General features: G+C 72.4%; 14 protein-coding genes. 6 read left to right on the forward strand and 8 right to left on the reverse strand.

All coding sequences use genetic code 11. The annotated features are described in order from the left end of the window. The first annotated feature begins 78 nt into the window (after positions 1-78). Positions 79-3,153, forward strand: a complete 3,075-nt coding sequence (locus ACZ6C6_RS28675; RefSeq protein ID WP_469206755.1) for an Eco57I restriction-modification methylase domain-containing protein — start codon at positions 79-81, stop codon at positions 3,151-3,153. Here ACZ6C6_RS28675 and ACZ6C6_RS28680 read toward each other — a convergent pair. Next, entirely contained in the window at positions 3,107-4,342 is a 1,236-nt protein-coding gene (locus tag ACZ6C6_RS28680) for a hypothetical protein (RefSeq protein WP_469206757.1), read from the reverse strand. The two genes, ACZ6C6_RS28675 and ACZ6C6_RS28680, sit on opposite strands and share 47 nt — an antisense overlap. Before the next feature lie 291 nt (positions 4,343-4,633). Here ACZ6C6_RS28680 and ACZ6C6_RS28685 point away from each other — a divergent pair, with 291 nt between their 5' ends. The 4 genes from ACZ6C6_RS28685 to ACZ6C6_RS28700 all read left to right on the forward strand — a co-directional run bounded on the left by ACZ6C6_RS28685 (position 4,634) and on the right by ACZ6C6_RS28700 (position 10,594). After that, complete coding sequence (locus ACZ6C6_RS28685; protein ID WP_469206759.1) at positions 4,634-6,700, forward strand: phosphocholine-specific phospholipase C; 2,067 nt, start codon at positions 4,634-4,636, stop codon at positions 6,698-6,700. Between the two features lie 148 nt (positions 6,701-6,848). Beyond that, positions 6,849-8,144 (forward strand): cytochrome P450, encoded by a 1,296-nt coding sequence (locus ACZ6C6_RS28690; protein WP_469206761.1) that lies wholly within the window; start codon positions 6,849-6,851, stop codon positions 8,142-8,144. Then, complete coding sequence (locus ACZ6C6_RS28695) at positions 8,141-9,394, forward strand: cytochrome P450 family protein (protein ID WP_469206763.1); 1,254 nt, start codon at positions 8,141-8,143, stop codon at positions 9,392-9,394. Before ACZ6C6_RS28690 ends, ACZ6C6_RS28695 begins: the two co-directional genes overlap by 4 nt. A gap of 192 nt (positions 9,395-9,586) precedes the next feature. Further along, a complete protein-coding gene (locus ACZ6C6_RS28700) occupies positions 9,587-10,594 on the forward strand; it encodes a LacI family DNA-binding transcriptional regulator (RefSeq protein WP_469206765.1) in 1,008 nt (335 codons plus the stop codon). Positions 10,595-10,642: 48 nt separating this feature from the next. On the opposite strand, the gene ACZ6C6_RS28705 is transcribed toward ACZ6C6_RS28700, so the two are convergent. The 7 genes from ACZ6C6_RS28705 to ACZ6C6_RS28735 form a co-directional block, all read right to left on the reverse strand. After that, entirely contained in the window at positions 10,643-11,356 is a 714-nt protein-coding gene (locus tag ACZ6C6_RS28705) for a glycoside hydrolase family 12 protein (protein WP_469206767.1), read from the reverse strand. A 31-nt stretch (positions 11,357-11,387) separates the two neighbouring features. After that, positions 11,388-13,625 (reverse strand): glycosyl hydrolase family 95 catalytic domain-containing protein, encoded by a 2,238-nt coding sequence (locus tag ACZ6C6_RS28710; protein ID WP_469206769.1) that lies wholly within the window; start codon positions 13,623-13,625, stop codon positions 11,388-11,390. Then, a complete protein-coding gene (locus tag ACZ6C6_RS28715; RefSeq protein WP_469206771.1) occupies positions 13,622-15,598 on the reverse strand; it encodes a beta-galactosidase in 1,977 nt (658 codons plus the stop codon). Before ACZ6C6_RS28715 ends, ACZ6C6_RS28710 begins: the two co-directional genes overlap by 4 nt. 15 nt (positions 15,599-15,613) lie before the next feature. Next, positions 15,614-17,857, reverse strand: a complete 2,244-nt coding sequence (locus tag ACZ6C6_RS28720) for a 1,4-beta-glucanase (protein WP_469206773.1) — start codon at positions 17,855-17,857, stop codon at positions 15,614-15,616. Positions 17,858-17,907: 50 nt separating this feature from the next. Beyond that, complete coding sequence (locus ACZ6C6_RS28725) at positions 17,908-18,870, reverse strand: carbohydrate ABC transporter permease (protein WP_469206775.1); 963 nt, start codon at positions 18,868-18,870, stop codon at positions 17,908-17,910. Further along, positions 18,867-19,943, reverse strand: a complete 1,077-nt coding sequence (locus ACZ6C6_RS28730) for an ABC transporter permease (protein WP_469206777.1) — start codon at positions 19,941-19,943, stop codon at positions 18,867-18,869. The genes ACZ6C6_RS28725 and ACZ6C6_RS28730 overlap by 4 nt, the downstream gene beginning before the upstream one ends. Positions 19,944-20,025: 82 nt before the next feature. Next, entirely contained in the window at positions 20,026-21,633 is a 1,608-nt protein-coding gene (locus ACZ6C6_RS28735; protein WP_469206912.1) for an extracellular solute-binding protein, read from the reverse strand. A 523-nt stretch (positions 21,634-22,156) separates the two neighbouring features. On the opposite strand from ACZ6C6_RS28735, the gene ACZ6C6_RS28740 reads away from it, so the two are divergent. After that, positions 22,157-25,021, forward strand: a complete 2,865-nt coding sequence (locus ACZ6C6_RS28740) for a glycoside hydrolase family 3 C-terminal domain-containing protein (RefSeq protein WP_469206779.1) — start codon at positions 22,157-22,159, stop codon at positions 25,019-25,021. Positions 25,022-25,023: the final 2 nt, after the last annotated feature.

Raw genomic sequence — 25,023 nt, forward strand, 5'->3', positions numbered from 1 at the left:
GTCCCGGACGCCGAGCGCCTCGGATACGATTTCGCTCCCGTCTCCGCTCCCCACCGTCACCGCCGGGAAGCCCGCCTGATGTCCGACCTTCCCAGCAGCCGGAACCCGGACCGGCTCCGCAAGGGGGTACGCGCCGCGCTCACCACCCTCGGCACCGGGTTCCTGCGCCACCCCGCCAACACCGCCCTGCGCGCGAACGCGGACGCCGCCGCCCTGCACAACGCCCTGCTGCGCCTCGTCTTCCGGCTGCTCTTCCTCTTCGTCACCGAGGACCGCGACGCCCTGCTGTCCCCGGACGCGACCGCCCGCGCCAGGGCGCGGTACGCGGAGCGCTTCTCGACGGCCCGCCTCCGCGCCAGCGCGCGCGGCTCCGCCGAGGACAGCGAGCTCTACGCGGCGCTGCGCACCGTACTCGACGCCCTCGGCAGCGCGGACGGGGACCCGAGCCTCGGCCTGCCCGGCCTCCGCGGCATCTTCGCCCCCACGGAGGCCGATGCCCCGCTGCACGGGCTCGCCCTCGCCGACGAGGACCTGCTGAGCGCGGTGCGCCGGCTGACCGAGGCCCCGGACCCGGGCACCCGGCGGGCCCGTCCGGTCGACTTCGGGCACCTCGAAGCGGAGGAACTGGGCTCGGTCCACGAGTCGCTGCTCCAGCTCGTCCCCCGGATCGACGCGGCGGACCGGGCCTTCACGCTGGTCGGGCTCCCCGGCAACGCCCGTAAGACTTCGGGCTCCTACTACACCCCGGCCGCCCTCGTGGAGTGCCTGCTGGACGCCGCCCTCGATCCGGTCATCGACGCCGCCGTCGCACGCGCCGGGGCGTCGGGAGCCGCCGACCCGGGCGAGGCCGCCGCCCGGGAACTGCTCGCCCTCACCGTCTGCGACCCGGCCTGCGGCTCCGGCCACTTCCTGGTGGCGGCGGCCCGCCGCATCGCCCGGCGCCTCGCGGACGTGCGCGGGGCGCAGCCGTACCGCGACGCCCTCCGCGAGGTCGTCGCCCACTGCGTGCACGGCGTGGACCTCGACCCGATGGCCGTCGAACTGGCCAGGATGGCGTTGTGGCTGGAGGCCCCGGAGCCCGGGCGGCCGCTCACGTTCCTCGACGCCCGCGTCAAGCACGGCAACGCCCTGATCGGTGCGGCGCCGGAGCTGTTGCGGCGCGGTGTCCCGGACGCGGCGTTCACCCCGACGACGGGCGACGACCGCGCGCACGCCAGGGCCCTGAAGAAGCGGAACCGGGCCGAGCGGGGGGCCTCCGGCGGCCGGGGCGTCGCACCCGGGCGGGCGGCCGCCGACGCCTGGTGCGCCGCTTTTTTGTGGCGCAGGGCGGCGGACGCCCCGCCCGCGGTGACCGACGCGGTCCTCCGCGACCTGGCGGGCGCGCCGCGGTCCACCCACGAGGAGATCGCGCGGCTGCGGGACCACTACCGGTTCTTCCACTGGCACCTGGAGTTCCCGGACGTCTTCGGCCCGGACGGCACCGGCGGCTTCGACTGCGTCCTCGGCAACCCGCCCTGGGAGCGCATCAAACTCCAGGAGCAGGAGTTCTTCGCCCAGCACGACGCGGAGATCGCCGCCGCCCGGACGGCCGCCGCCCGCAAACGCCTGATCGCGGCCCTGAAGGAGGCCCCGGAGCGGGCCGCCCTGCACACGGCGTTCGAGGCGGCCAAGCGCACGGCGGAGGGGACGAGCCACTTCCTGCGCGACGGCGGACGGTATCCGCTCACCGGGCGCGGCGACATCAACACGTACGCCGTGTTCGCCGAGATGGGCCGTGAGCTGACCGGCCCGCGCGGCCGGATGGGCATGATCGTTCCGACGGGCATCGCCACGGACGCGACGACGCGCTTCTACTTCAAGGACCTGGTCGACGGGGGAGCGCTCGCCGCCCTGTACGACTTCGAGAACGCCGCGCCCGTCTTCCCCGACGTCCACCGCTCGTTCAAGTTCAGCATCCTGGCCCTGGCCGGCCGCGCGATCCGCGAACCGGCCGCGCGGTTCGCCTTCTTCCTCCGCGACCCGGCAGAACTCCGTGACGAGGGGCGGGTGTTCGCACTCACCCCCGAGGAGATCGCGCTCCTCAACCCCAACACCGGCACCTGCCCGGTCTTCCGGAGCCGCCGCGACGCCGAGATCACCCTCGGCATCTACGCACGGCTCCCCGTCCTGATCAGGGAGGGTGACCCGAAGGGCAACCCGTGGGGCGTCGCCTTCGGCACGATGTTCCACATGGCCAACGACTCGCACCGCTTCCGCACCCGCGAGGAGCTGACGGCCACCGGCTGGCAGGCGGCCGGAAACCACTTCGTCAACGGCGACCGCGTCATGCTCCCGCTGTACGAGGCCAAGATGGTCGACGCCTACAACCACCGCGCGGCCGACGTGGTCAAGAGCGCCACCGCCGTCAAGCGCCAGAACCAGCCCGCCTATCTGACGGCCGACGCCTGGGCCTCCGCGTCCCGCCTGGCCGTCCCGGGCAGCTGGGTGGACCGCGCCGACACACCACCGCACACCCCGCCCGGCCGCCTCGCCTTCCTCCGCGTCAGCAGCCCCACCAACCGGCGCACCATGATCTCCGCGATCCTGCCCCCGGCGGCGATCGGCGACTCCGTCTTCCTGCTGCACACCAGGAGCGCACGTGACAGCGCGGCCCTGGTGGCCCACTTCAACTCCTTCGTCTACGACTACGTCACCCGCCAGAAGGCCGCGGGGCTCAACCTCAACTTCTTCTACGTCCGCCAGATCCCCGTTCTGCCACCGGAGACCGTCCACCTCCACGCGGAGTTCCTGACCCCGCGCGTCCTCGAACTCACCTGCACCGCACACGACATGGCCCACTTCGCAGCCGACCTGGGCGATACGGGCGGCCCGTTCCGCTGGGACGAGGCCCGCCGCCGCCAGATGAGGGCGGAGCTCGACGCGTTCTTCTTCCACCTGTACGGGGTCGGCCGCGCCGACACCGCGTACATCCTGGACACCTTCCCCATCGTCCGGCGCAAGGACGAGGCACGGTACGGCAGTTACCGGACCAAGGACCTCGTCCTGGCCGCGTACGACCACATGGCGGCCTCCGGGATCACCACGGGCGGCACGTACACCTCGCCGCTCAGCCCGCCGCCGGGTGACGGTCCACGGCACCGGTGCCGCGCGTGACCTCCGCGAGCACGTCGTAGTAGGCCCGGGGCCGTTGTTCGAAGTCCGTCCAGGCGGACAGCGCGTCCAGTTCCCCGTCCGGCGCCCGCAGCAGGTCCACCGAGGTCTGCCCGAAGCGGGCGGTCAGGCCGTCGCGCTCCGCCGCCGCCAGCTCCTGCCGGAGCCCGGCCACGGCGGACCGGGCCCGGCGGCGTTCCCCGGGGGCCGCCCGCAGCATGGTCGCGCGGCCGGACGCGGGGCCGGCGTCCGCCAGCAGTGGTTCGAGGCGGGCGGCCAACGCCTCGGCCGCCTCCGCCGCGTCCCGCCCCTCCGGCCCGGCCGCCACCAGTACGTGCAGCGCGGTGACCAGGGCGGTCGTCCGGGGGCCGGACCGGTCGGCGGAGAGGCGGACCACGATGTCCGCGCCGACCGTGTCGGCGGTCCGCGTGGCGGCGGCGACCGCCTGCTCCGCCGTAAGCCGTCCCACGCCGGGCAGTCCGCCCAGCTCCCACACGCCCGCGTCGAGCACATCGCGCACGGTGCGCACGCCCGCCTTCTCCCACTCCTTCGTCCGGAACCGGCGCCGCTCGTCGTCCCGCAGCCGGGTCACGGGCACCCGGCCCAGCTCCTCGCGCACCCGCTCCTCCCGCAGTGACGCCCACGCCTCGCGCACCGCCTCGACGGCCCGGGTGCGGTCCTCCTCCACCGCGGCCGCCGCTCCGGCCAGCCGCCAGGCGCGGTCCACCAAGCCCGGGCGGACACCGCCCAGCCGGGCCGCCGCGCGGACGTTCCCGCCGACGAGGCCCACCGTCAGCAGGGGCAGCCCGAACATGATCAGCCTGTCGGAGAGCGCGATGCGTGCGTCGTAGACCTCGTCGTCCTGGCCCAGCGCGTACAGCTCGCCCTTGTCCGGGCCTTCCGCGACCACGAAGCCGGAGGTCCAGCCGTGCCCGGTCTCCGGGTCGTACGAGGGAGCCTTCAGCATCGGATCACGGTCGGGGTCGCACTGGTACGCGCCCTCACGCACGCGGTGCTCGTAGGGGTCCGTCCACCGCACCGTGCACGTCCCGTCCCGCTTCTCGCTCAGCACGGTCAGGTCGAGCTGACGGAGTTCCGGCATCCCCGGCGCGGCCGCGTACGCGAGTGCCGAGCCGGTGACGAGCAGGAGGCCGAGGGCCAGGATCCAGCGGAAGAAGGGTCTGTGTCCCACCTGGCGTCCCTCGCGTCCTGTCGGCGGTGCCTGCTGCGACCACAGCTTCCGGGAAGCGGGTGCGGGCCCGCCAGGCGTGGAGTCGGCAAAGCCGCGGACGCGTTCCTGCCCGGTCCGGGCAGTCTGCCGGGTGGTCCGGGGAATGGATACGGCCCCGGTGGGTAGGTTCGCCGACTGTTCCGCCCGGCGTCACTCCGTGCACACTGCAAGGGCCTTACGCGGAGGCCGCCGGGTCTGGAACACTCCAGTCGCTTTCCACCCCACATCCCCCCACCGCGAAGGCTTCCACCCATGGCAGAAATCGACCGCCGCCGGCTCCTGAAGCTCGCCGGGGGCTCCGTCGCCCTCACCGCCCTGTCGAGCAGCATCGCCCGCGCCGCGTCCCTTCCGGCACGGGGGCGCACGGGGACCATCGAGGACGTCGAGCACATCGTCGTCCTGATGCAGGAGAACCGTTCCTTCGACCACTACTTCGGGACGATGAAGGGCGTCCGGGGCTACGGCGACCCGCGTCCCGTCACGCTGCCCAGCGGTAAACCGGTGTGGCACCAGGCGGACGCGGCCGGCCGGGAGGTGCTGCCGTTCCGGCCGCCCGCCGACGCCCTCGGGATGCAGTTCCTCCAGGACCTGAACCACGACTGGGCGGGCGGTCACCGGGCGTTCAACAAGGGGGCCTACGACCAGTGGGTGCCCGCCAAGACGGCGACCACGATGGCCCACCTCACCCGGGACGACATTCCCTTCCACTACGCGCTCGCCGACGCGTTCACCGTCTGCGACGCGTACCACTGCTCGTTCATCGGCTCGACCGACCCCAACCGCTACTACCTGTGGAGCGGTTACACCGGCAACGACGGCGCGGGCGGCGGGCCCGAGCTGGGGAACGACGAGCGGGGATACGGCTGGACGACCTACCCGGAGCGGCTGGAGGAGGCCGGGGTGTCGTGGAAGGTGTACCAGGACATCGGCGACGGGCTCGACGCCGCCGGGTCCTGGGGCTGGATCGGTGACGCCTACCGGGGCACCTACGGTGACAACTCGCTGCTGTACTTCGACAGTTACCGCGATGCCGAGCCCGGCGACGCCCTCTACGACAAGGCCCGCACCGGCAGCGACCTGAAGAACGGGGGCGGTCTGCTGGACGACCTGAAGGCCGACATCACGGCCGGGACGCTGCCCTCGGTGTCCTGGATCGTGGCGCCCGAGGCGTACAGCGAGCACCCCAACTGGCCGGCGAACTACGGCGCCTGGTACATAGCGCAGGTGCTGGACGCGCTCACCGCGGACCCGGAGGTCTGGGGGCGTACGGCCCTCTTCATCACGTACGACGAGAACGACGGGTTCTTCGACCACGTCGTGCCGCCGTACGTCCCGTCGGGGCCCGCGCAGGGGCTGTCCACCGTGGACACCGCCGCCGACTACTTCCCGGGCGACCTGCGCTACGCGGCGGGTCCGTACGGGCTCGGCCAGCGGGTGCCGATGACCGTGGTGTCGCCGTGGAGCACCGGCGGCTACGCCTGCTCGGAGGTCTTCGACCACACCTCCGTCATCCGGTTCATGGAGCGGCGCTTCGGGGTGCGCGAGCCGAACATCTCGCCCTGGCGGCGTGCCGTCTGCGGCGACCTCACCTCCGCCTTCGACTTCGGACGCACCGACCCCGCCGCGCCCGCGCTTCCGCCCACCGCCGCCTACGAGCCCCCGGACGGCGACCGGCACCCCGACTACGTCCCCGTCCCGCCCGCCACCGGAGCGGTCCCGAAGCAGGAGCGCGGCTCGCGCCCCACCCGCCCGCTGCCCTACGCGCCGCTGGTGGACGGCGCCGCCGACCCGGCCGCAGGCACCTTCCGGCTCACCTTCGGCGCGGGACCGGCGGCCGGTGCGCAGTTCCTCGTGACGTCCGGCAACCGCACGGACGGGCCCTGGACCTACACCACGCACGCGGGTGCCTCGGTCGGGGACACCTGGAACACCGCGTACTCCCGGGGCGTCACCGACCTCACCGTCCACGGCCCGAACGGCTTCCTGCGCTCGTTCCGCAACCCCGGCAAGGCCGCCGGGCCGGAAGTGACGGCTCGTCACCTTGCCGCTGACGGAAGCCTCGAACTCACGCTCACCCACACCGGCACCGGCTCCGTCCGGCTGACCCTGCGCAGCGCCGCCGCCTACGGGGGAGAGGTGCGGACGGTCACCGTACGTCCGGGGCAGACCGTCCGGCAGACGCTCGACCTGCGCCGGAGCAGGCGCTGGTACGACGTCACCGTCACGAGCGACGCGGACGACACCTTCCTCCGACGCTTCGCCGGGCACGTCGAGACGGGGGTGCCCGGGGTGAGCGATCCGGGTCTGCGAACCGGGTGAGACCCCACGCGGGCCGGTCGCGGTGACCGTCCACGGTTCGGGACTGATCGTGAATGACCGTCCTGAGGCACATAAAATCCTTATAGTGAACGAGAGTTGACCGCGTGATCTTGACGCGTGCCGTCGTTCGCCACAGGAGTCAGGATTCATGACGCGCCCTTCCCCGGCCGAGTCCGCGCCGGTGTCCCCGGACGCCCCTCCCGGTTGCCCCGCACACGCCGGTGCCGTGCCGCTCTGGGGACCCGGCTTCCAGGCCGAGCCCCAGAGCGTCTACCGCGCGATGCGCCGCGAGCACGGGCCGGTCGTCCCCGTCGAGCTGCTCGGCGGCTTCCCGGCCTGGCTGGTCATCGGCTACCGGGAGCTCCACCGGGTCACCAGCGACGGCGCGCTGTTCCCGCGCGACGTCGGCCTGTGGAACCAGTGGCCGAACGTCCCCGACGACTGGCCCCTGCTGCCGATGGTCGGGCGGCCCCTGCCGTCCATCTACTTCAGCGCGGGCAAGGAGCACCTGCGGCACGCCCGCATGGTCACCCCCGCCCTCGAAGGCGCCGACCCCTTCCGCATCCGGCAGCACTGCGAGCAGCTCGCCGACCGGCTCATCGACGCGGTGTGCGCCCGGGGCACCGCCGACCTCGTCGCCGAGTTCTGCGAACCGCTGCCCGTGCTCGTCCTCGCCCGGCTCGTCGGATTCCCCGACGAGGAGGGCGCCGCCATCGCGCGCGTGCTGAAGGACCTCGCGGACGGCGGTCCCGACGCACAGAGTGCCCATCAGCGGTTCGGTGAGCACATGGCGCGGCTGCTCGCCGCGAAGCGGGCCGAGCCGGGGGACGACGTGACCTCGCGGATGCTCGACCACCCCGAGTCGTTCACCGACGAGGAATACACGCTCGACCTGATGGCCATCACGGCCGCCGGGCACCTGCCGACCGCCGACTGGATCAGCAACTCCGTCCGGCTGATGCTCACCGAGGACGAGTTCGCCGACTCCATGGCCGGTGGCCGGCGCAGCATCGGCGAGGCCATGAACGAGGTCCTGTGGGAGGACACCCCCACCCAGATCCTGGCCGGCCGCTGGGCCGTCCGTGACACCCAGCTGGGCGGGCAGCGGATCCGTGCCGGGGACATGCTGCTCCTCGGGCTCGGCGCCGCCAACACCGATCCGCTGATCCGCCAGGGCCTCGCCGGCGGCACGGGGCCCGCCCAGGGCGGCAACGGCGCGCACCTCGCCTTCAGCCACGGCGAGTACCGGTGCCCTTTCCCCGCCCAGGAGATCGCCGAGATCATCGCCAGGACCGGCATCGAGGTGCTGCTCGACCGGCTGCCCGACCTCCGGCTCGACGTCCCCGTCGAGGACCTCGTGCGGCGGTCGTCCCCCTTCCTGCGCGGCAACACCACGCTCCCCGTCCGGTTCACCCCCGTACGCATGACAGGAGAATTCTCGTGACCTGCCCCCATGCCGCCCAGGCCGCGGCCCACCAGGGTGCCACCGTCGTCATCGACCCCATGGTCCGGGATCTCGACGGTGAGACCGAACGGCTGCGCGAGGCCGGTCCGCTGGCCCGGATCGAACTCCTCGGCGTGCCCGCGTGGACCCTCACCCGGCACGCGGACGCCCGGCGGCTCCTGGTCGACCCGCGCCTGGTCAAGGACATCGACGCCTGGGGGCTCTGGCAGAGCGGCGAGGTGACGCACGCCTGGCCGCTCATCGGCATGATCGACGCCGGACGGTCCATGTTCACCGTGGACGGCGCGGAGCACCGCAGGCTGCGCACCAAGACCTCCCAGGCACTCACGCCCCGCCGCCTGGAGGCGGTGCGCCCCGACATCGAGAAGTTCACCGCCGAACTGCTGGACGCGCTGGAGGAGGGCGGCCGGGACGGCGCCGTCGTGGACCTCAAGTCGGTGTTCGCCCAGCCGCTGCCCATGCGGGTCGTCGGCATGCTGATGGGGGTCGACCCGGCGGAGAACGCCATGCTGACCCGTCAGTACAAGAAGTTCTTCTCCATGCTCACCCCACAGGACGAGCGGCTCGCGCTCCTCGCCGACCTGGACGTCTTCTACGCCGGACTCGTGCGCGAGAAGACCGCGCACCCCACCGACGACCTGACCTCCGCGCTGATCCTGGCCGAGGAGGGCGGCGAGCCGCTGACCGAGGAGGAGGTCATCGGCAACCTCAAGGCCATGGTCGCCGCCGGGCACGAGACCACGATCGGGCTCATCCTCAACGCCGTGCGCGCCCTGCTCGCCCACCCCGACCAGCTCCGGATGGTCCTCGACGGCGAGGTCTCCTGGGACACCGTGATCGAGGAGACCCTGCGCTGGGACACCCCGACCACCCATCTGCTCATGCGGTTCGCCACCGAGGACATCCAGGTCGGCGACGCCGTCATCGCCAAGGGAGAGGGCGTGGTGATCTCGTACCGGGTGATCGGCCGCGACCCCGAGCAGCACGGCCCGGACGCCGACGCCTTCGACATCACGCGGCCCACCCCGATCCGGCACATGACCTTCGGGCACGGCCCGCACATCTGCCCGGGCGCCGCGCTCTCCCGGGTCGAGGCGGGCATCGCCCTCCCGGCGCTCTTCGCGCGCTTCCCGGACCTGCGCCTCGCGGTCCCCGACGCCGAGCTGCGCAACCTCCCGGTGATGACGCAGAACGACATGGAGTCCTTCCCGGTCCTGCTCGACCGCTGAGCCGGTGTGACCGGGCGGCGGGCGGCGGGCATATCGTTGCGGTAGCCGGACGCCGCCATCTGTGTCGAAGCGCTTCGACAGTGGTCTGGACATGCCGTCATGGCAGGGCTAGGCTCGCGCTGTCTCTCCACGTCACGGGTGGGGAGAGCGGAGTCGAAGCGCTTCGCCACATCTGACCGTGAGGGAGAGCGCATGGTCACCCTGGCCGAGGTCGCGCAGCACGCCGGAGTCTCAGCGAGCACGGTGAGCTACGTCCTCAGCGGGAAGCGCTCCATCTCCGTCGCCACCCGCGAGCGGGTCGAGCAGAGCATCCAGCAGCTCGGCTACCACCCCAACGCCGGGGCCCGGGCGCTGGCCAGCAGCCGGTCGAACATCATCGCGCTGATGGTGCCGTTGCGCACCGACATGTACGTGCCCGTGATGATGGAGATCGCCATCGCGGTCGCCACCACCGCCCGCACCCACGGCCACGACGTCCTGCTCCTCACCGGCGAGGAGGGGCCCGCGGCGGTGCGCCGGATCGCCGGCAGCTCGCTGGCCGACGCGATGATCCTGATGGACGTCGAACTCCACGACGAGCGCCTTCCGCTGCTGCGCGAGACCGACCGGGCCGCCGTCCTCATCGGCCTGCCCGCCGACACCACCGGACTGACCTGCGTGGACCTCGACTTCGAGGCGACCGGCGCGCTCTGCGTGGAACACCTCGCCGGTCTCGGCCACCGCGAGATCGCCGTCATCGGCGAGGCCGCCGCGGTCTACGAGCGGCACACCGGCTTCGCCGAGCGGACCGTCGACGGCGTACGCGCCAAGGCGCGGGAGACCGGCGTGCGCGTCCTGCACCGCCCCTGCGAGGGCGGATACGCGGCGATGGCCCAGACCCTGTCCCGGATATTCGACGAGCGCCCCGGCACCACGGGCTTCATCGTCCAGAACGAGGCGGCCGTGGAGCCGCTGCTCAACCTGCTGCGCCAGCAGGGCAGGGCCGTCCCCGAGGACGTGTCGGTGGTGGCGATCTGCCCCGAGCAGGTGGCCACCCAGGCATCGGTGCGGCTGACCTCCGTCGCCATACCTGCGCAGGAGATGGGCCGCCGCTCCGTCGAGCACGTCGTCGCCAAGCTGTCCGGCCGCGGCACCGACGAAGTCGAGCTGCTGGCACCGGAACTGACAGTGCGTGAGAGCACCGGGCCCGCTCCCCGGTGACCGTGTGAGCCGGCCCCGCGAGGGAGCCGGCTCACAGTGCGGTGCGGGTCAGCTCGCGGAGACGCCGAATCCGTTCGTACGGAAGTCGAGGCCGCCGGCCGACGAGGTGATCTCGTAGCCGAACTGCACGTCACCGATGGTCTCGTTGCCCCACCAGCCCTTGGTGTCCTTGATCCACTTCAGGATCGGCAGGATGTTGACCGTCCCCGAGGCGGAGTCCGAGGTCCGCAGGAACGAGAACACCTGGTTGGCACCGTTGTCGCCCTTGTAGACGGTCCAGGTGTGCCCGCCCAGCGTCACATTGCCCTGCGAGGTGCCCAACGGGCCCACCGCGCCGTTGTAGTTGACCCAGAGCATGACCTCGTAGTCGTAGTCGCTGTCCCAGATGTCGTACGAGGTGTTGTACGCGCCGGACGACGGGACGGTGACGTCGTAGGTGCTGGTGAGCGACGACAGCGAGCCGATCGGCTTGTTCACCACCTTCTTGGCGTTCGGGTACGACTTGATGCCGCCGGTGTTCGGGTGGTCCGCCCAGACACCCCAGTTGGACGAGGAGTTGGCCCAGATGGTCTGGGCGCCCGCGCCGGAGCCCCAGATGTTGTTGTAGAGGATGTAGTTGTCGGACGTGGTGTACGTGCCCCACTGGTCCGACGTGGACCAGACGGCCGCCTGGGCCGGGGCGGAGGCGAAGCCGACGAGGGCCGCCAGGGCCACCGCAGGGGTCAGGGCGAGCCTGGTGAGGGTGCGGGTGCGTCGTGCCATGGTTGTCCTTCCATGGTGGGTGGGGGGAGTGCTACCGCGGCCGGAGTTCCAGCCGTCGGTCCATGCCGGCCGTCAGCTCCAGGGGAGCCGATGGGGAGCCGGCGGAGGCTTCGGTGAGGGCGCGCGTCTCGCCCGTACGGACATCGACGCGGGCGTTCCGTTCCGGCCGCAGCACCGCCGTCGCGGTGCCGTCATCCGACCAGCGGAGGTCCACCGTCGCCCCGAACCGCGTACGCACACCGCGCAGTTCACCGGCCGGGCAGCCCGCGAGCGGTGCGGGCAGCAGGACCAGCCGGTCCGGGGTCGACTGGATCAGCGACTCGATCACGGCCGCGGGCAGCGCGTGCGCAGCGTCCGCGTTGTAGACATCGCGCCCCGGGTAGTGGGCGCTCATCAGCGAGTCGTGGAAGAAGTCGCCCGCCAGCACCGAGCGGACCGCGGCCGAGGCCCGGACCCCGTCGCGCAGCCGGGCCGCGATCAGCGCGTGGTGCAGATGGCCGTGGGCCGAGTCGTTCTCCGCGCCCCGCAGTTCCAGCGCCCGGTGCGCGGCGGCGGCCAGACCGGGCGTGTCGTACGGGTTGACCGCGTCCAGCGGCCACACCGGGTACAGGTGGCTGAGGTGGCGGTGGTCGTACGTCTCCGCCAGGCCCGGCCACGCCCACTCGGCGAGCGCGCCGTCCTCGTTGACCCGGTAGTCGGCGAGCCGGTCCGCCAGTGCCCGGCGGCGCTCGGCGACCAGGGCGTCGGGGGTGCGGTCGGCCGAGACGGTGAGCGCGTGGCGGGCCGCCGCGAGGTCCATCGTCGCGTCGACCGTGCCCCAGCTCGCGTTGGCCGGACGGTTCTCCGGCGAGTACGAGGGCACGACGGCCACCCGCCCGTCCGGGCCGGTCCGGGTGAGGAAGTCCTCGTAGAACAGGGCCGTTTCGTGCAGGGCGGCGGTCAGCCGGGGGTCCTCGGCCCCCGTCGTCTCCGCGTGCTCGATCAGCGGCTCCAGGAGCCAGTCCGCGCCGGCCGTCCACAGATGCAGCGGGTAGGCGCGCTGGTAGTGGCGGGTGTGCCCGGACTCGCCGTCCGTGTGCGACGGGGCCACGATGCCGCGCGCCCCGAAGATCGCCCGCGCGTTGTCCCGCCAGTCCGCGAGCTGCCCGTACACCAGCCCCGCATGGGCCTCGGACACCTCCGGCAGAGCCGCCGCCGCGGCCGAGGCGATCTGGAGATTCAGGTTGGCGTTCGTCGTGAAAGCCCCCGACCAGGCGGTGTCCCAGTCGCCCGTCCAGAGCCCTGTCAGCCGGGGCGGCAGCACCCCGGACGCGGACAGCAGGTGGTAGCGGCCCGCCGCGCACAGCCTCTCCAGCAGCGCCGGGCTGTCCGCCCGGCGGACCAGCTCCGAGCCGGGCAGGGCCCGCTCGGCCGGGTCCGCGTCCAGGGTGAGCGCCGCCCGCTCGAAGGCCGGCCGGTGCAGCGCCACATGCCGGGCCAGCAGCGCGGCGTACCCGTCACCCGGCAGGGCGGCGCACTCCGCCGCGAGGTCGAGGTACCCGGTGTGGCGGCGCACCCGGGTCAGCAGCAACAAGCTCCTCGCCCCCTCGACCCGGACGCCCTCGCCGGACACCGAGACCCGCCCGCCCTCCGTGCGGAGCACCGTCGCTCCGGTGTACGCGAGCTCGCTGTCCGGGTAGCCCGCGCGCAGCGACAGCCGGGCACCGTCCGGGGTGAGCACGGTGCTCCGGCCGACGGCCAGACGCGGCGGGGCGCCCGGCAGCGCGTGGTCGAGCGTCACGTCCACGGCGAGCCCCGGACCGGTGACGTGCTGGACGATCACGTCGTCCGCGCGCGAGACGAAGACCCGGCTGCGCCACGACTCGCAGGCCGCGGTGATCTCACCGGTGGCGAAGTCGACCGCCCGACGGTAGGCCGCGGCCGGGTCGGCGGCGTTCCCGGGCACCGGCCGGACGCGGGTCTGGAAGGCCGGGTGGAAGGGCTGCACCCACACCAGCGGACGGCCCGCGCCGAAGTGCTCGGCGGCCCGGGTGTCCCCGGCGAGCAGCGCGCTCTGGACCCGGCCCAGCCGTTCCGCCAGTTCCGGCGGCCGGACGTGCTGACTGCCGTTGGGCCGGACCAGGGTGTGGTGGTTGACGATCACGCGGTCGTCGGCCGGATCGCCGTACACCATGGCACCGTGGCGGCCGTTGCCGCCGAGGAAGGCGTCCTCCCAGCGGGCGGCGGGGCGCGGCTCCCAGGTGGAGTCGATGTCCATGCGCCCGGTCACGGCGCGGATCTCCGGAGCACCGCGACGCCGTAGCGGCCGAGCGCGATCCGGTCCGTCACCGCGCGCCCGGTGAGCAGGTCCTCGTACACACCGGGCACGGTGACGGTGACCATCTCGCGGCGGTGGTGCAGCAGGAACAGCAGCTCGCCCCGGCGCACCGCCTCCACCCCGTCGGGCAGCCCGGCGAGGACCGGCTCCACCCCGGCCTCCCGGACCACGCCGGCCAGGAGGGACCGCAGGGCCGGGGGTTCGGGGAGCGTCGACACGTACACCGCGCGGCCCCGGCGCAGTACGGCCGGCAGTCCGGCGAGCTCGCCCTCGCGGTAGGCGGCCAGCACCTCGGTGCCCTCGGCCGCCTCCAGCTCCTCGGACCAGAGGGTGCCCCGGAATCCGTCGCACTCCACGGTCTCGTCCGCGTCCAGCGGCCACCACTCGTGCAGCGTCTCGATCCCGAACAGCTCCCGCAGCCGTGCGTCCATCCCGCCCGGCCGGACGCGGTCGTCCGCGTCCGCGATGCCGCTGAAGAAGCCGCACACCAGGCGCCCGCCGCCCTGGACGTACGCGACGAGGTTGTCGACCGCCGCGTCGTCCAGGAGGTAGAGGTGCGGGACGACGACCGCCTTGAAGCGGCCGAGGTCGGCGTCGGGGCGGGCGAAGTCCGTGGGTGTGCCGTTCTCCCACAGCGCCCGGTGCCAGCGCCGGATCACCTCCGCGTAGTCGAGCAGCGCGGACGGGCCGCCCTCCTGGGCGCCCGCCCACCAGGCGTCCCAGTCGTGCAGGACGGCCACCTCGGCGGCCACGCCCGTACCGGACACGGCGGATCCGATCGCTGCCAGCTCGCCGCCCAGCTGCCGGGTCTCGCGGAAGGCGCGGCCCTGCTCGCCCGCGTGGCCGAGCATCCCCGAGTGGAACTTCTCCGAGCCCTGCCGGGACTGCCGCCACTGGAAGTAGCAGATCGCGTCGGCACCGCGCGCCACCGACTGGAGCGACCAGAGCCGGTTGAGGCCTTCCGGCTTCGGGTGGTTGACGCCCCGCCAGTTCACCGCACCCGCGGCCTGCTCCATCAGCATCCAGGGGCCGGACGCCTGCGAGCGCGTCATGTCGGCGAGCATCGCGTTGTACTGCCCGCCCCACGGGTCGCGCGGGTCCGGGTAGACGTCGACCGAGACGACGTCCTCCTCGGCCGCCCACGCCCAGGCGTCCTGCCCCGACCACAGCGGCATGAAGTTCGTCGTCACCGGGATGTGCGGGGTGTGCCGGGCGACGATGTCCCGCTCGGCCGTGAAGCACTCCATGAGCGCGTCGGACGTGAAGCGCTTGAAGTCCAGGACCTGGGTGGGGTTCCTCATGTACTGCGCCTTGCGCGGCGGCAGGATCTCCGTCCACGCGTCGTAGCGCTGGCTCCAGAAGGCCGTGCCCCACGCCTCGTTGAGCGCGTCGAGCGTCCCGTACCGTGCGCGCAGCCAGCGGCGGAAGTGGCCCGCCGTCTCGTCGCACCAGCAGTGCGTGCAGTACTCGTTGTTGATGTGCCACACGGTGAGCGCCGGGTGCTCCGCGTACCGCGCGGCCAGGTCCTCGGTGAGCGCGGCGGCGTAACGGCGGTAGACCGGCGAGCTGGGGCAGAACTGCTGCCGCGAGCCGTACCAGACGATGGAGCCGTCCTCCGCGCGCGGCAGCGTCTCCGGGTGCCGCGCCCCCATCCAGGGCGGCGGGGAGGCGGTCGGGGTGGCGAGGACGACGCCGATGCCATGGCTGTGCATCAGGTCCAACAGCCGGTCCAGCCAGTCGAACTCCCGGGCGCCGGGGCGGGGTTCGATCTTCGCCCAGGAGAAGACGCCGAGGGTGACGGAGTTGACCCCGGCCTCCTTCATCAGCCGGACGTCGTCCTCCCACACCTCCTCGGGCCACTGCTCGGGGTTGTAGTCGCCTCCGAAGAGGATGCGGCCGCGGGCCGCGTCGCGCAGGGACGGCATGGCGTCTCCGGTTTCCTACTGGGGTTCTGCGTACTGGATGCCGCGGCCGTTGGTGCCCAGGTAGACACGGCCGTGGACGCGGGGGTCGCCGGTGATCACTTCGCCGGTCCAGCCCCACTGGTGGGAGTCGTCGTTGATCCGTACCCATGACCGGCCCGCGTCGTCCGACCGCAGCACCGCGACACCGTCGTACGTGTCCGCGACCCTGCCCGTCTGGAAGACGGCCGGATAGCCCGCCCCCGGCCGTCTGCGGCCCCGTACCGGCGCGGCCCTGCCGAAGCCCAGCGCGTGGGACGCCTGGCAGCCGGGCACGGCGGCGAAGGTCCGCCCACCGTCCGTGGAGCGGAACAGGCCGTTGTCCTTCGCGGACAGCCACAGGTCGCCGCTGCGTCCGGGTGCCGCCACCATCCTGAACTGCGCGTCGCCCGAGGGAAGACCGGTCGCGCCCTCGGTGAAGGTCGCCCCGGCGTCCAGGGAGAGAAGGACGGTGCCCGTGTCGGTGTCGTACACGTAGAAGCGCCGGGGGTCGAGCGTGTCCGCGACCGGGGCGCCGCCCTTGGGGAAGGTCGCCACCTCCGCCCAGCTCGCACCGCCGTCGGAGGACCGGTGCGCGGGGTACTTGGTGCCGTCCCAGTGGACGAACGACCAGAGCAGCGTCGAGCCGTCCGCCGAGACCGCGACGGGTCCGGGAGCGGAGGTCGCGATCGCGGGCTGGGCGGCGAACGGCTGCCAGTTCCGCCCGCCGTCGCGGGAGAAGGCGCCGGCCGCGTCGGAGCCGGACGGCCAGCCGGTGCGCACCACGTACGAGGGCTCCAGCGCGGCGACCGCGAGGCCGGTGGCCGTGCCGAAGACCGGGTTCGCCGCCATGCCCCGGGACGGGGAAGCGGTCAGCGATTCGTGGTACATCACCCCGATGTCGCCGAGGCCGCTCAGGAGCCGGGCCCCCTTGCCGGGCGGCGCGACGAGGAAGCGTACCGAGGACTCCTCCAGGCCCCGGATCTCCGGTGCCCAGTGGACGAGGTCGCGCGTTCCGAAGACGGTCGCACCGGTCCCGAACACGATGTGGTGCGAGTCGAAGGGGTCGACGGCGACGGCCTGGATCCACCAGCCGAACTTGGGCTCCGCACCCCAGCGCAGGAACGGCGTCTCCGAGACGTCCAGGACGGCGGTGTCCTTCAGGGAGGTCCAGCTCCTGCCGCCGTCCGTGGACCGGAACACCGTGTCGACCCGGGCCCACCGGTTGTTGGTGGTGACGACGAGCGTGCCGGCCCGGCGCGCGTCGACCGCGACCCCGCCGTACCCGAAGCCGTCCCCGGCGGCGGCGTCGGGCCTGACCGGGGTCACCTCGCTCCAGGCACCCGTCACCGTGTCGAGCCGGTGGACCGAGCCGTCGGACTGCCCGTTGGGCCCCGGGGCGTCCGCGTAGGTCACGTACAGCGCCCGCCCCCGGGCGTCGTACGCCGCCCGCACCGGGACCCTCACCGCCGCGCTCCCGGACGGCTGTCCGGGGACCGCCTCCCAGCCGCCCCTGCCGTCCGTCCGGTAGAGCGCGCCGCCGTCGTCGCCCCAGCCCGCGTAGACCGTCCGGCCCGCGGCGACGAGGAACGTCACGCCCTGGCCGGTCTCCGACGGGGTCGCGGGGAAGCCGGCCGGCGCCCAGGTCGCTCCCCGGTCCGTGGAGTGCAGCAGCCCGTCGTGCCGGGTGCCCAGCCACAGCGCCCCGCTGTCGCGGGGGTCGACGAGCAGCCGCTCGCCCGCGCCGCGCCCGTCCTCGTTCGCGCCGAGCCGCACGGTCAGGTCGGCCCGTTCCCAGGTCGCGCCCCGGTCGTCGGACCGCAGCACCGCGCCGGGGGAGGCCCAGGACTGGGCGTACGTGCCGCAGGCCAGGTAGAGACGGTCCGGGTGGGCCGGGTCCACGGCCATGGCCTCGATGCCGAGGAGATTCCAGTCGTCCCAGCCGATGTGATCGGTGAGCGCGGTCCAGCGGGCCTTCACCGCATCCCAGCGGTAGGCGCCGCCGATGTCGGTCCGGGCATAGGCCAGGCCCTTCACCGAGGGGTGGAACAGCAGCCCGGTGACGAACCCGGTGCCGCCGATCGCCGCCGTCCGCCACCGGTGGGGCTGGTGACGGCCGCCGTGACGGCGCTCTCCGGCCGCCGCGGTGCCGGCGGCGGGGAGGGCGGTGGTGGTGGCGGCGACGACGGCCGTCGTGGCGAGCACGGTTCTGCGGCGGGGCGTGGGCACGGACGAAGCGCGCATGGCGGACACCTTCCGGAGAGCGGGGGAGGAGGGAGGAGCGGGTCGGCCGGTCAGCCCTTCACGGCGCCGGTGAGCATGCCCTTCTGGAAGTGCTTCTGGACGAACGGCGACAGCACCGCGACCGGGATCAGCGCGAGGATCATCACCGCCATCTGCACGGAGAGGCTGTTGATCTGGCCGTTGCTGACGGCCGCGCCCATGGCACCCGGCGGCACCTGGTGCTGGAGGACCAGCTGACGCAGGATCATCTGCAACGGGTACTTGTCGCTGTCCTGGATGTAGAGCATCGCGTTGAACCACTGGCTCCAGTAGCCGACCGCGTAGAACAGCGAGATCACGGCGATCACCGCCCGCGACAGCGGCATGATGATCTGGAGCAGGATGCGCCACTCACCGGCCCCGTCGATGCGGGCCGCGTCGATCAGTTCGGGCGCGGTGTCCATGAAGAAGCCGCGCAGCACCAGCACGTTGAACACGCTGATCGCGCTGGGCAGGATCATGGACCAGTAGCTGTTGCTCAGCCCGATGCCGGTGACCAGCAGATACGTGGGGATGAGCCCGGCGCCGAAGAACATGGTCGCCATCAGCGTCATGAGCAGGGGCCGGTGCGCGTACGAGTCGCGGCGGCTGAGCCCGTAGGCGCAGAGGACCGAGACGACCATGCTGACGGCCGTACCGACGACCGTGAGACCGACGCTGACGGCGGCCGCGCGGGTCACCGCGCCCCCGCTCAGCAGCTCCTTGTACGCGACGAACGTGATGTGCTTCGGCCAGACGACCAGTCCGCCCGCGTCGTTGATGGTCCTGGTGTCCGAGAGGCTGGTCACCAGGACCACCCAGATCGGGATGATGATGACCGCGCAGATCGCGACGAGCCCGAAGCCCTTGAAGGCGAGCCCGGCCTTCGCCGGCTCCTCCTCCCACACGGGGCGCGGTTCGATGCGCAGGGCGCGCTGGAGGCGTGTCTCGGTGCGGGGCGCCGGCTCCGCCCGCTGGTCCAGGAGAGTTGTCATTTCTTGGAGTACACCCCCTGCTCGCCCAGCATGTGGGCGACCTTGTTGGCACCCAGCACCATGGCGACGCTGAACAGCCCCTTGAAGATGCCGGCGGCGGCCGCGTAGCCGAAGTCGCCGGTCTTGATCCCCGTCCACCAGATGTAGGTGTCCAGGATTTCCGAGGCCCCCGCGCCCACCTGGTCGCGCTGGAGCAGGATCTGCTCGAAGTCGAGGTTGAGCGCGCTGCCCACCCGCAGGACGAGCAGCAACGCGATGACCGGGCGCAGTGCGGGCAGCGTGACGTGCCACATCCGGCGCCAGCGGCCGGCCCCGTCGACGGCCGCGGCCTCGTACAGATCGGTGTTGACGGCGGCGAGCGCGGCCAGGAAGACGATGACGCCCCAGCCCGCGTCCTTCCACACGGCCTGCGCGCTGACCAGGAACTTGAAGAAGCCCGGATTGGTCATCAGGTCGAAGCCCTCGTGGCCGTGCTCGCGCAGCCACTGGGCGACCAGCCCGGCTCCGCCGAACATCTGCTGGAACACGGTGACGACGAGCACCCAGGAGAAGAAGTGCGGCAGATAGACGACCGCCTGGACCCAGGCGCGGACCCGGGCGCTCATGATCGTGTTGAGCAGCAGTGCGATGGCGATCGGGATGGGGAAGAACAGGACCAGCTGGGTCACGAAGATGACCAGCGTGTTCACGAGGACTTCCCAGAAGCGGTAGTCCTCGAAGATCCGGGTGAAGTTGTCGAACCCGACGAACGGACTGCCCGTGATGCCCAGGTCGTAGACGTCGTAGTCCTGGAAGGCCACGATGTTCCCGAGCAGCGGGATGTAGTTGAAGACGAGCAGCAGCGCGATGGCCGGCATCGTCATCAGGATCAGGGTGCGGTCCCGCCGCAGCCGCTGCCGCCAGGTGATACCCCCCTGTGCCTTCCGGGGTCGGGAGACGCCCCCGGCCCGCGACCTGCCCGCGCTCTTCGTCTCCTCGCCGTCACCGTCCCCGGTGCCGCTCCCGGCGGCCGGGGCGCTCGCCCCGCCGGCGGTGCCGCCCGGGTCGGCCGCGACCGTGGCCCGTGCCTTCACCCTGTGCTCCCCATGTCGTGCTCCTGACCCCGGCCGCCGGGCTGTCGGTGCCCGGCGGCCCCTTCGTTCTCGTACGTACGCGTCAGTTGCCGGAGCCGTTCTTGTCGAGGATGTCCTGGTACCAGTCGCGCAGCTTGTCGCCGCCGCTCTTCTTCCAGGTGTTCACGGCGTCCTCGACGTCGCTGACCTTCTTGCGCCCCCGGCGGATGTCCTTCTGGAGGTCGTCGAAGGGGGTGTACAGGGAGGCGTAGCGCTGCGGTTCGACCACCTGCATGCCGAAGAAGAGGGGTTTCTTGATGTGCGGCGCCTGGCGCGCCATCCAGCCGGCGTAGTCCTTGGCCAGCTGCGGCTGGTCCGGGTAGGCGATGGAGGTGGGCGGCGAGGCCACGAACAGGAACGTGGAGGGCTGCGCCTCCTCGACACCCTGCGGGGTGTACGTCGGGCTCCCGTCCTTGATGGTGTAGTGGGTGCCCTTGACGCCGTAGTTGGTGAGCATGAACTCCTCGGTGCCGAACGGCGCGGCCGCGTAGTCGGCGATCGCGAGGAATTCCTCGATCTTCTCCTTGGACAGATTCTTGCTGAGGAAGGTGAAGATGCCCGCCGGGTCGTCCTGCCACAGGGTCGGCTTGCCGCCGTCGGGGCTGAAGAAGTCCAGCGCCTGCATGTCGAACTTCGGGTTGGCGGTGGCCTGTTCGGTGACCATGCCCTTCCAGCCGCCCGTGCCGTCGTTGTACATGACGACGTGTCCGCTGGTGAAGCGGATCTTGGAGTCGGCGTCCTTGCCGGCCTCGGCGTCCGGGTGGACGTACCCGCCGTCGTGGAGCTTGCGGGCGAAGGCCAGCGCCTCCCGGTACGCCTGCGTCTCGACCTTGTGGACCAGCTTGCCGTCCTCCAGCTGCCAGTAGTGCGGCGCGTCCGGGAGCAGCCCGAATATCCTCTGGATGCAGACCCACAGATCGTCGAAGGCCCACACCTTCTTCTTGGGGGCGGTGTACTCCTTGCCGAAGGCCAGCAGGTCGTCCGCGCTCGCCGGCACGGCACCGGAGCCGATCAGGTCCTTGCGGTAGAAGATCGCGTTCCCGATGATCGGTGTCGGCATGGGCAGGCCGCGCAGCTTGCCGCCGAAGACCGAGTACTGCCAGGCGCCGGTGGGGATGTTGGCCAGGTTGGGGTACTTCTTGACGGCGTCACCCGCGAGATACGGGGAGAGGTCGGCGAACTTCGCGGTGATGGCGTTGCGGATCTGCCCCTGCATGTTCCAGCCGGGGATCGTCATGACGTCCGGGATGTCCGAACCGGCGAGGACCGCGCCGATCTTGTCCTGGTACGTGTTGCCGTCCTGCGGGTCGAAGTCGAGCGTCGCCCCGACCGCCTTGTTCACGGCCGTGTAGTACGGGTTGTTCTTCTTCGGGACCGTGCCCCAGAGCGGGGTCATGACCCGGAACTTCGAGCCCTTGCCCGGCACCGACTTGACCGAGACCACCAGCGGGTCGGGGAGCTTGGTGAAGCCCGGGCTCGAACCGTTGACGCCGGGGACATCGGGCTGGACCAGGTTCAGCGGCACGTAGCTCGGCACGACCTTCTTGAGGGCCTTGCCCGTGGTCGTGCCCTCCTTGCTCCCGGCGCCGGAGCCGGAACCGCCGCACGCGGCGAGCAGCGGGACCCCGCCGGCCACGGCGACGGCCGCCACCGCGCCCGTGGCGAGGAAGCTTCTCCGGCTCGGGGACGAGGCGGAGGGGGAGGAATTCGGCGTCATTGCGTCAACCCTTCGAGGCGCACCAGGACGACACGCGGCGGGGCGACCGCCGTTCGGTTCCTGTGTCTGAGGTGGAGCGTTACTGGCTGAGCCGGTGTCACCGGCCCCAGGTGAAGCGGTTCAACTGGGCGGCGGACGAACGAGTCGCCGTCCCGGAAATCCAGGGCGCCGGGCGCCCCCATCGAAGCTATGTCGAAGCGCTTCGATGTTGCAGCGAGGTTAAGTGAAGGGTCTGTGTCGCACAAGACTTCGTTGCCGGAATCCTCCGATGCGTTTCCGAACCGTTTCCCGAGGCAGGGCGGGAGAACCGGAAGCGGAGGTCCGCCACCGGCCCTTGACATGCGCGGGGTTGGCCGTCGAGCATCGAAGCGCTTCGAAAGATCGTCCGAGGCTGCTCAGTGGCCCGCACGACGCGCCGGCACCGCCATACCTCCCACCTTTGACGAAGGACCCGCACGTGACGGAACAACCGCAGCCCTTCCGCGATCCGCGACTGCCCTTCGCGGAGCGCGTCGACGACCTGCTCCGGCGGCTCACCCCCGACGAGCGCGTCGCGATGCTGCACCAGTTCGCCCCGGCGGTCGAACGGCTCGGGCTCGCCGCCTTCCGCACCGGCCAGGAGGCCCTGCACGGCGTCGCCTGGATGGGGGAGGCCACGGTCTTCCCGCAGGCCGTCGGGCTCGGCGCCACCTGGAACGACGACCTGGTCCGCCGCGTCGGCGAGGCCGTCGGCGACGAGGTGCGCACCAAGCGCGCCCACGACGACCGGGTCGGCCTCAACGTCTGGGCCCCCACCGTCAACCTGCTGCGCCACCCGCTGTGGGGGCGCGGTGAGGAGGGGTACAGCGAGGACGCCGGGCTGACCTCCGCCATCGCGGTGGCGTACACCCGGGGCCTGCGCGGCGACCACCCGCACTACTGGCGCACCGCCCCCGTCCTCAAGCACTGGCTCGCCCACAACAACGAGACCGACCGCGACACCTCGTCCTCCTCGGTCCGCCCGAGGGTGCTGCGCGAATACGACCTCAGGGCCTTCCGCGACGCCGTCCGCGCGGGCGCGGTGGCCGGGGTGATGCCCGCGTACAACCTGGTCAACGGTCGCCCCAACCATGTGTCGCCCCTGCTCTCCGAGCACCTGCGCGGCTGGACCGAACAGCCCCTGGCCGTCTGCTCCGACGCCGGAGCGCCGAGCAACCTGGTCGACTCCGAGCACTACTTCGACACCCACGAGGAGGCGACCGCCGCCGCCCTGCGCGCCGGGGTCGACAGCTTCACCGATCACGGCCAGGACTCCTCCGTCATGACCGCCCGCATACAGGGCGCCCTGAAGCGCGGCCTCATCGACGAGCACGACATCGACACAGCCGTCCGCCGCCTGCTCCATATGCGCTTCGCGCTCGGCGAGTTCGACCCCGGCCTCGACCCGTACGCCGGCACCGACGCCCTCGACACCGAGGAGCACCGGGCGCTCGCCCGGGAGGCCGCCGAACAGGCCGTCGTGCTCCTGAAGAACGACGGGCTGCTGCCGCTCGACCCGGATGCCGGCCGGACCGTCGCCGTCGTCGGACTCCTCGCGGACGCCTGCAAGCTCGACTGGTACAGCGGCACCCTGATCCACCGGTCCACCCCGCTCGACGGACTCCGCGAGCGCTTCGGCGCCGACCACGTGATCCACGCCGAGGGCGCCGACCTCATCCGCGTCAAATGCGCGGACGGCTGGCTGCACATCCCCGAGGCGGACCCGGCCGGGGACGCGGCGCGGGGTGCGGAAGGCGCCCTCGACCCGGCGCTGCTCGCGGGCCGCACCGACCTGCCGCCGCTGATCTGCGCCGACACCCCGTCCGAGCTGGCCCTCGTGGACTGGGGCGGCGGTGTGATCACCCTGCGGGAGCCGGACGGCCGCTACCTCTCGGTCGCCGAGGACGGCTATGTACGCGCCTCCGCGGACGAGCCGGGCGGCTGGGTCGTCCAGGAGACCTTCCGGTGGGAGGCGGTGGAAGGTCATGCCGGCGGTCACCGCCTTCTGCACATCGGAACGGGTGGGTATGTCTCAGTCGCCGCCGACGGCGTAAAGGTTGCCGCGCCGGACGAGGAAAATCCCGTTGCCCGCGCCACCGTCTTCGAGACCGTGGTGACCGAGCGCGGCGAGGACGCCGTCGCCCGCGCCGCCGCTGCCGCCGACACCGTGATCGTGGTCGTCGGCAACGACCCGCACATCAACGGCCGCGAGACCGAGGACCGCGCCACCCTCGACCTGCCCGCCCAGCAGGAACGCCTCTGGCGCGCCGCCCACGCCGCCAACCGGCGCACCGTCCTCGCGGTCACCTCCGCCTACCCGTACGCCCTGGCCGACGCGGCGGCCACGCTGCCCGCGCTGCTGTGGACCGCGCACGGCGGCCAGGCGGCGGGCACCGCGCTCGCCCGCGTCCTGGCCGGAGACGTCTCCCCGGCCGGGCGGCTGCCGCAGACCTGGTACGCCTCCGACGCCGAGCTGCCGGGCCTGCTGGACTACGACATCATCGGCTCGCGGCAGACCTACCTCTACTACGAGGGCACCCCGCTCTATCCGTTCGGCCACGGGCTCACCTACAGCGACTTCACGTACAGCGACCTGACCGCCGTACGCGAGGGCGACCTGCTGCACGTCTCGCTGGACGTCACCAACACCGGCGCCGTCGCCTCCGACGAGGTCGCCCAGCTGTACGTACGGGCGGTGGCCCCCTCCGTGCCCCGGCCGCTGCGCCAGCTCGTCGGGCACCGGAGGCTCCACCTGGCACCCGGGGCCGCCGAGCGCCTCGCGTTCACCGTGCCGGTCGAGGAGCTGGGCCACTGGGACGTGGCGCACGGCCGCTGGACCGTCGAGCCCGGCGCCTACGAGATCCAGGCGGGTGCCTCCAGCACGGACATCCGGAGCGTCGTGGTCGTCACCGTCGACGGCGAACCGGCCGGGCCGCGCCCGGTCCTGGTCCGAGGTCTGGAGGCGGCCGACTACGACGAGCAGCTGGGCACCGCGATCGTGGACCGGGCGAAGACGGACGGCGACGCGGTCACCGCGACCGCCGAGGCCAACGAACTCCTCTTCCGGCGCTGCGACTTCGGCGCCGGCACGAGCGGCGTCGCGGTCCTTGCCTCCGGCGAGGGCGCCGTCCTGATCACCGTCGACGGCGCCACCGTCACGGTCCCGGTGCCCGCCACGGACGGACCGTACGACCACCGCGTCCGCCACGCCGGTCTGGCGGCCTCCGGCGTCGGCGACCTGCGCATCGCCCTGCGCGGCACGGTCCGGCTGGCCCGGCTCGACTTCACCGGGGCGGGCGCGTGATG

The sequence above is a fragment of the Streptomyces sp. NPDC041814 genome, from assembly GCF_055590565.1.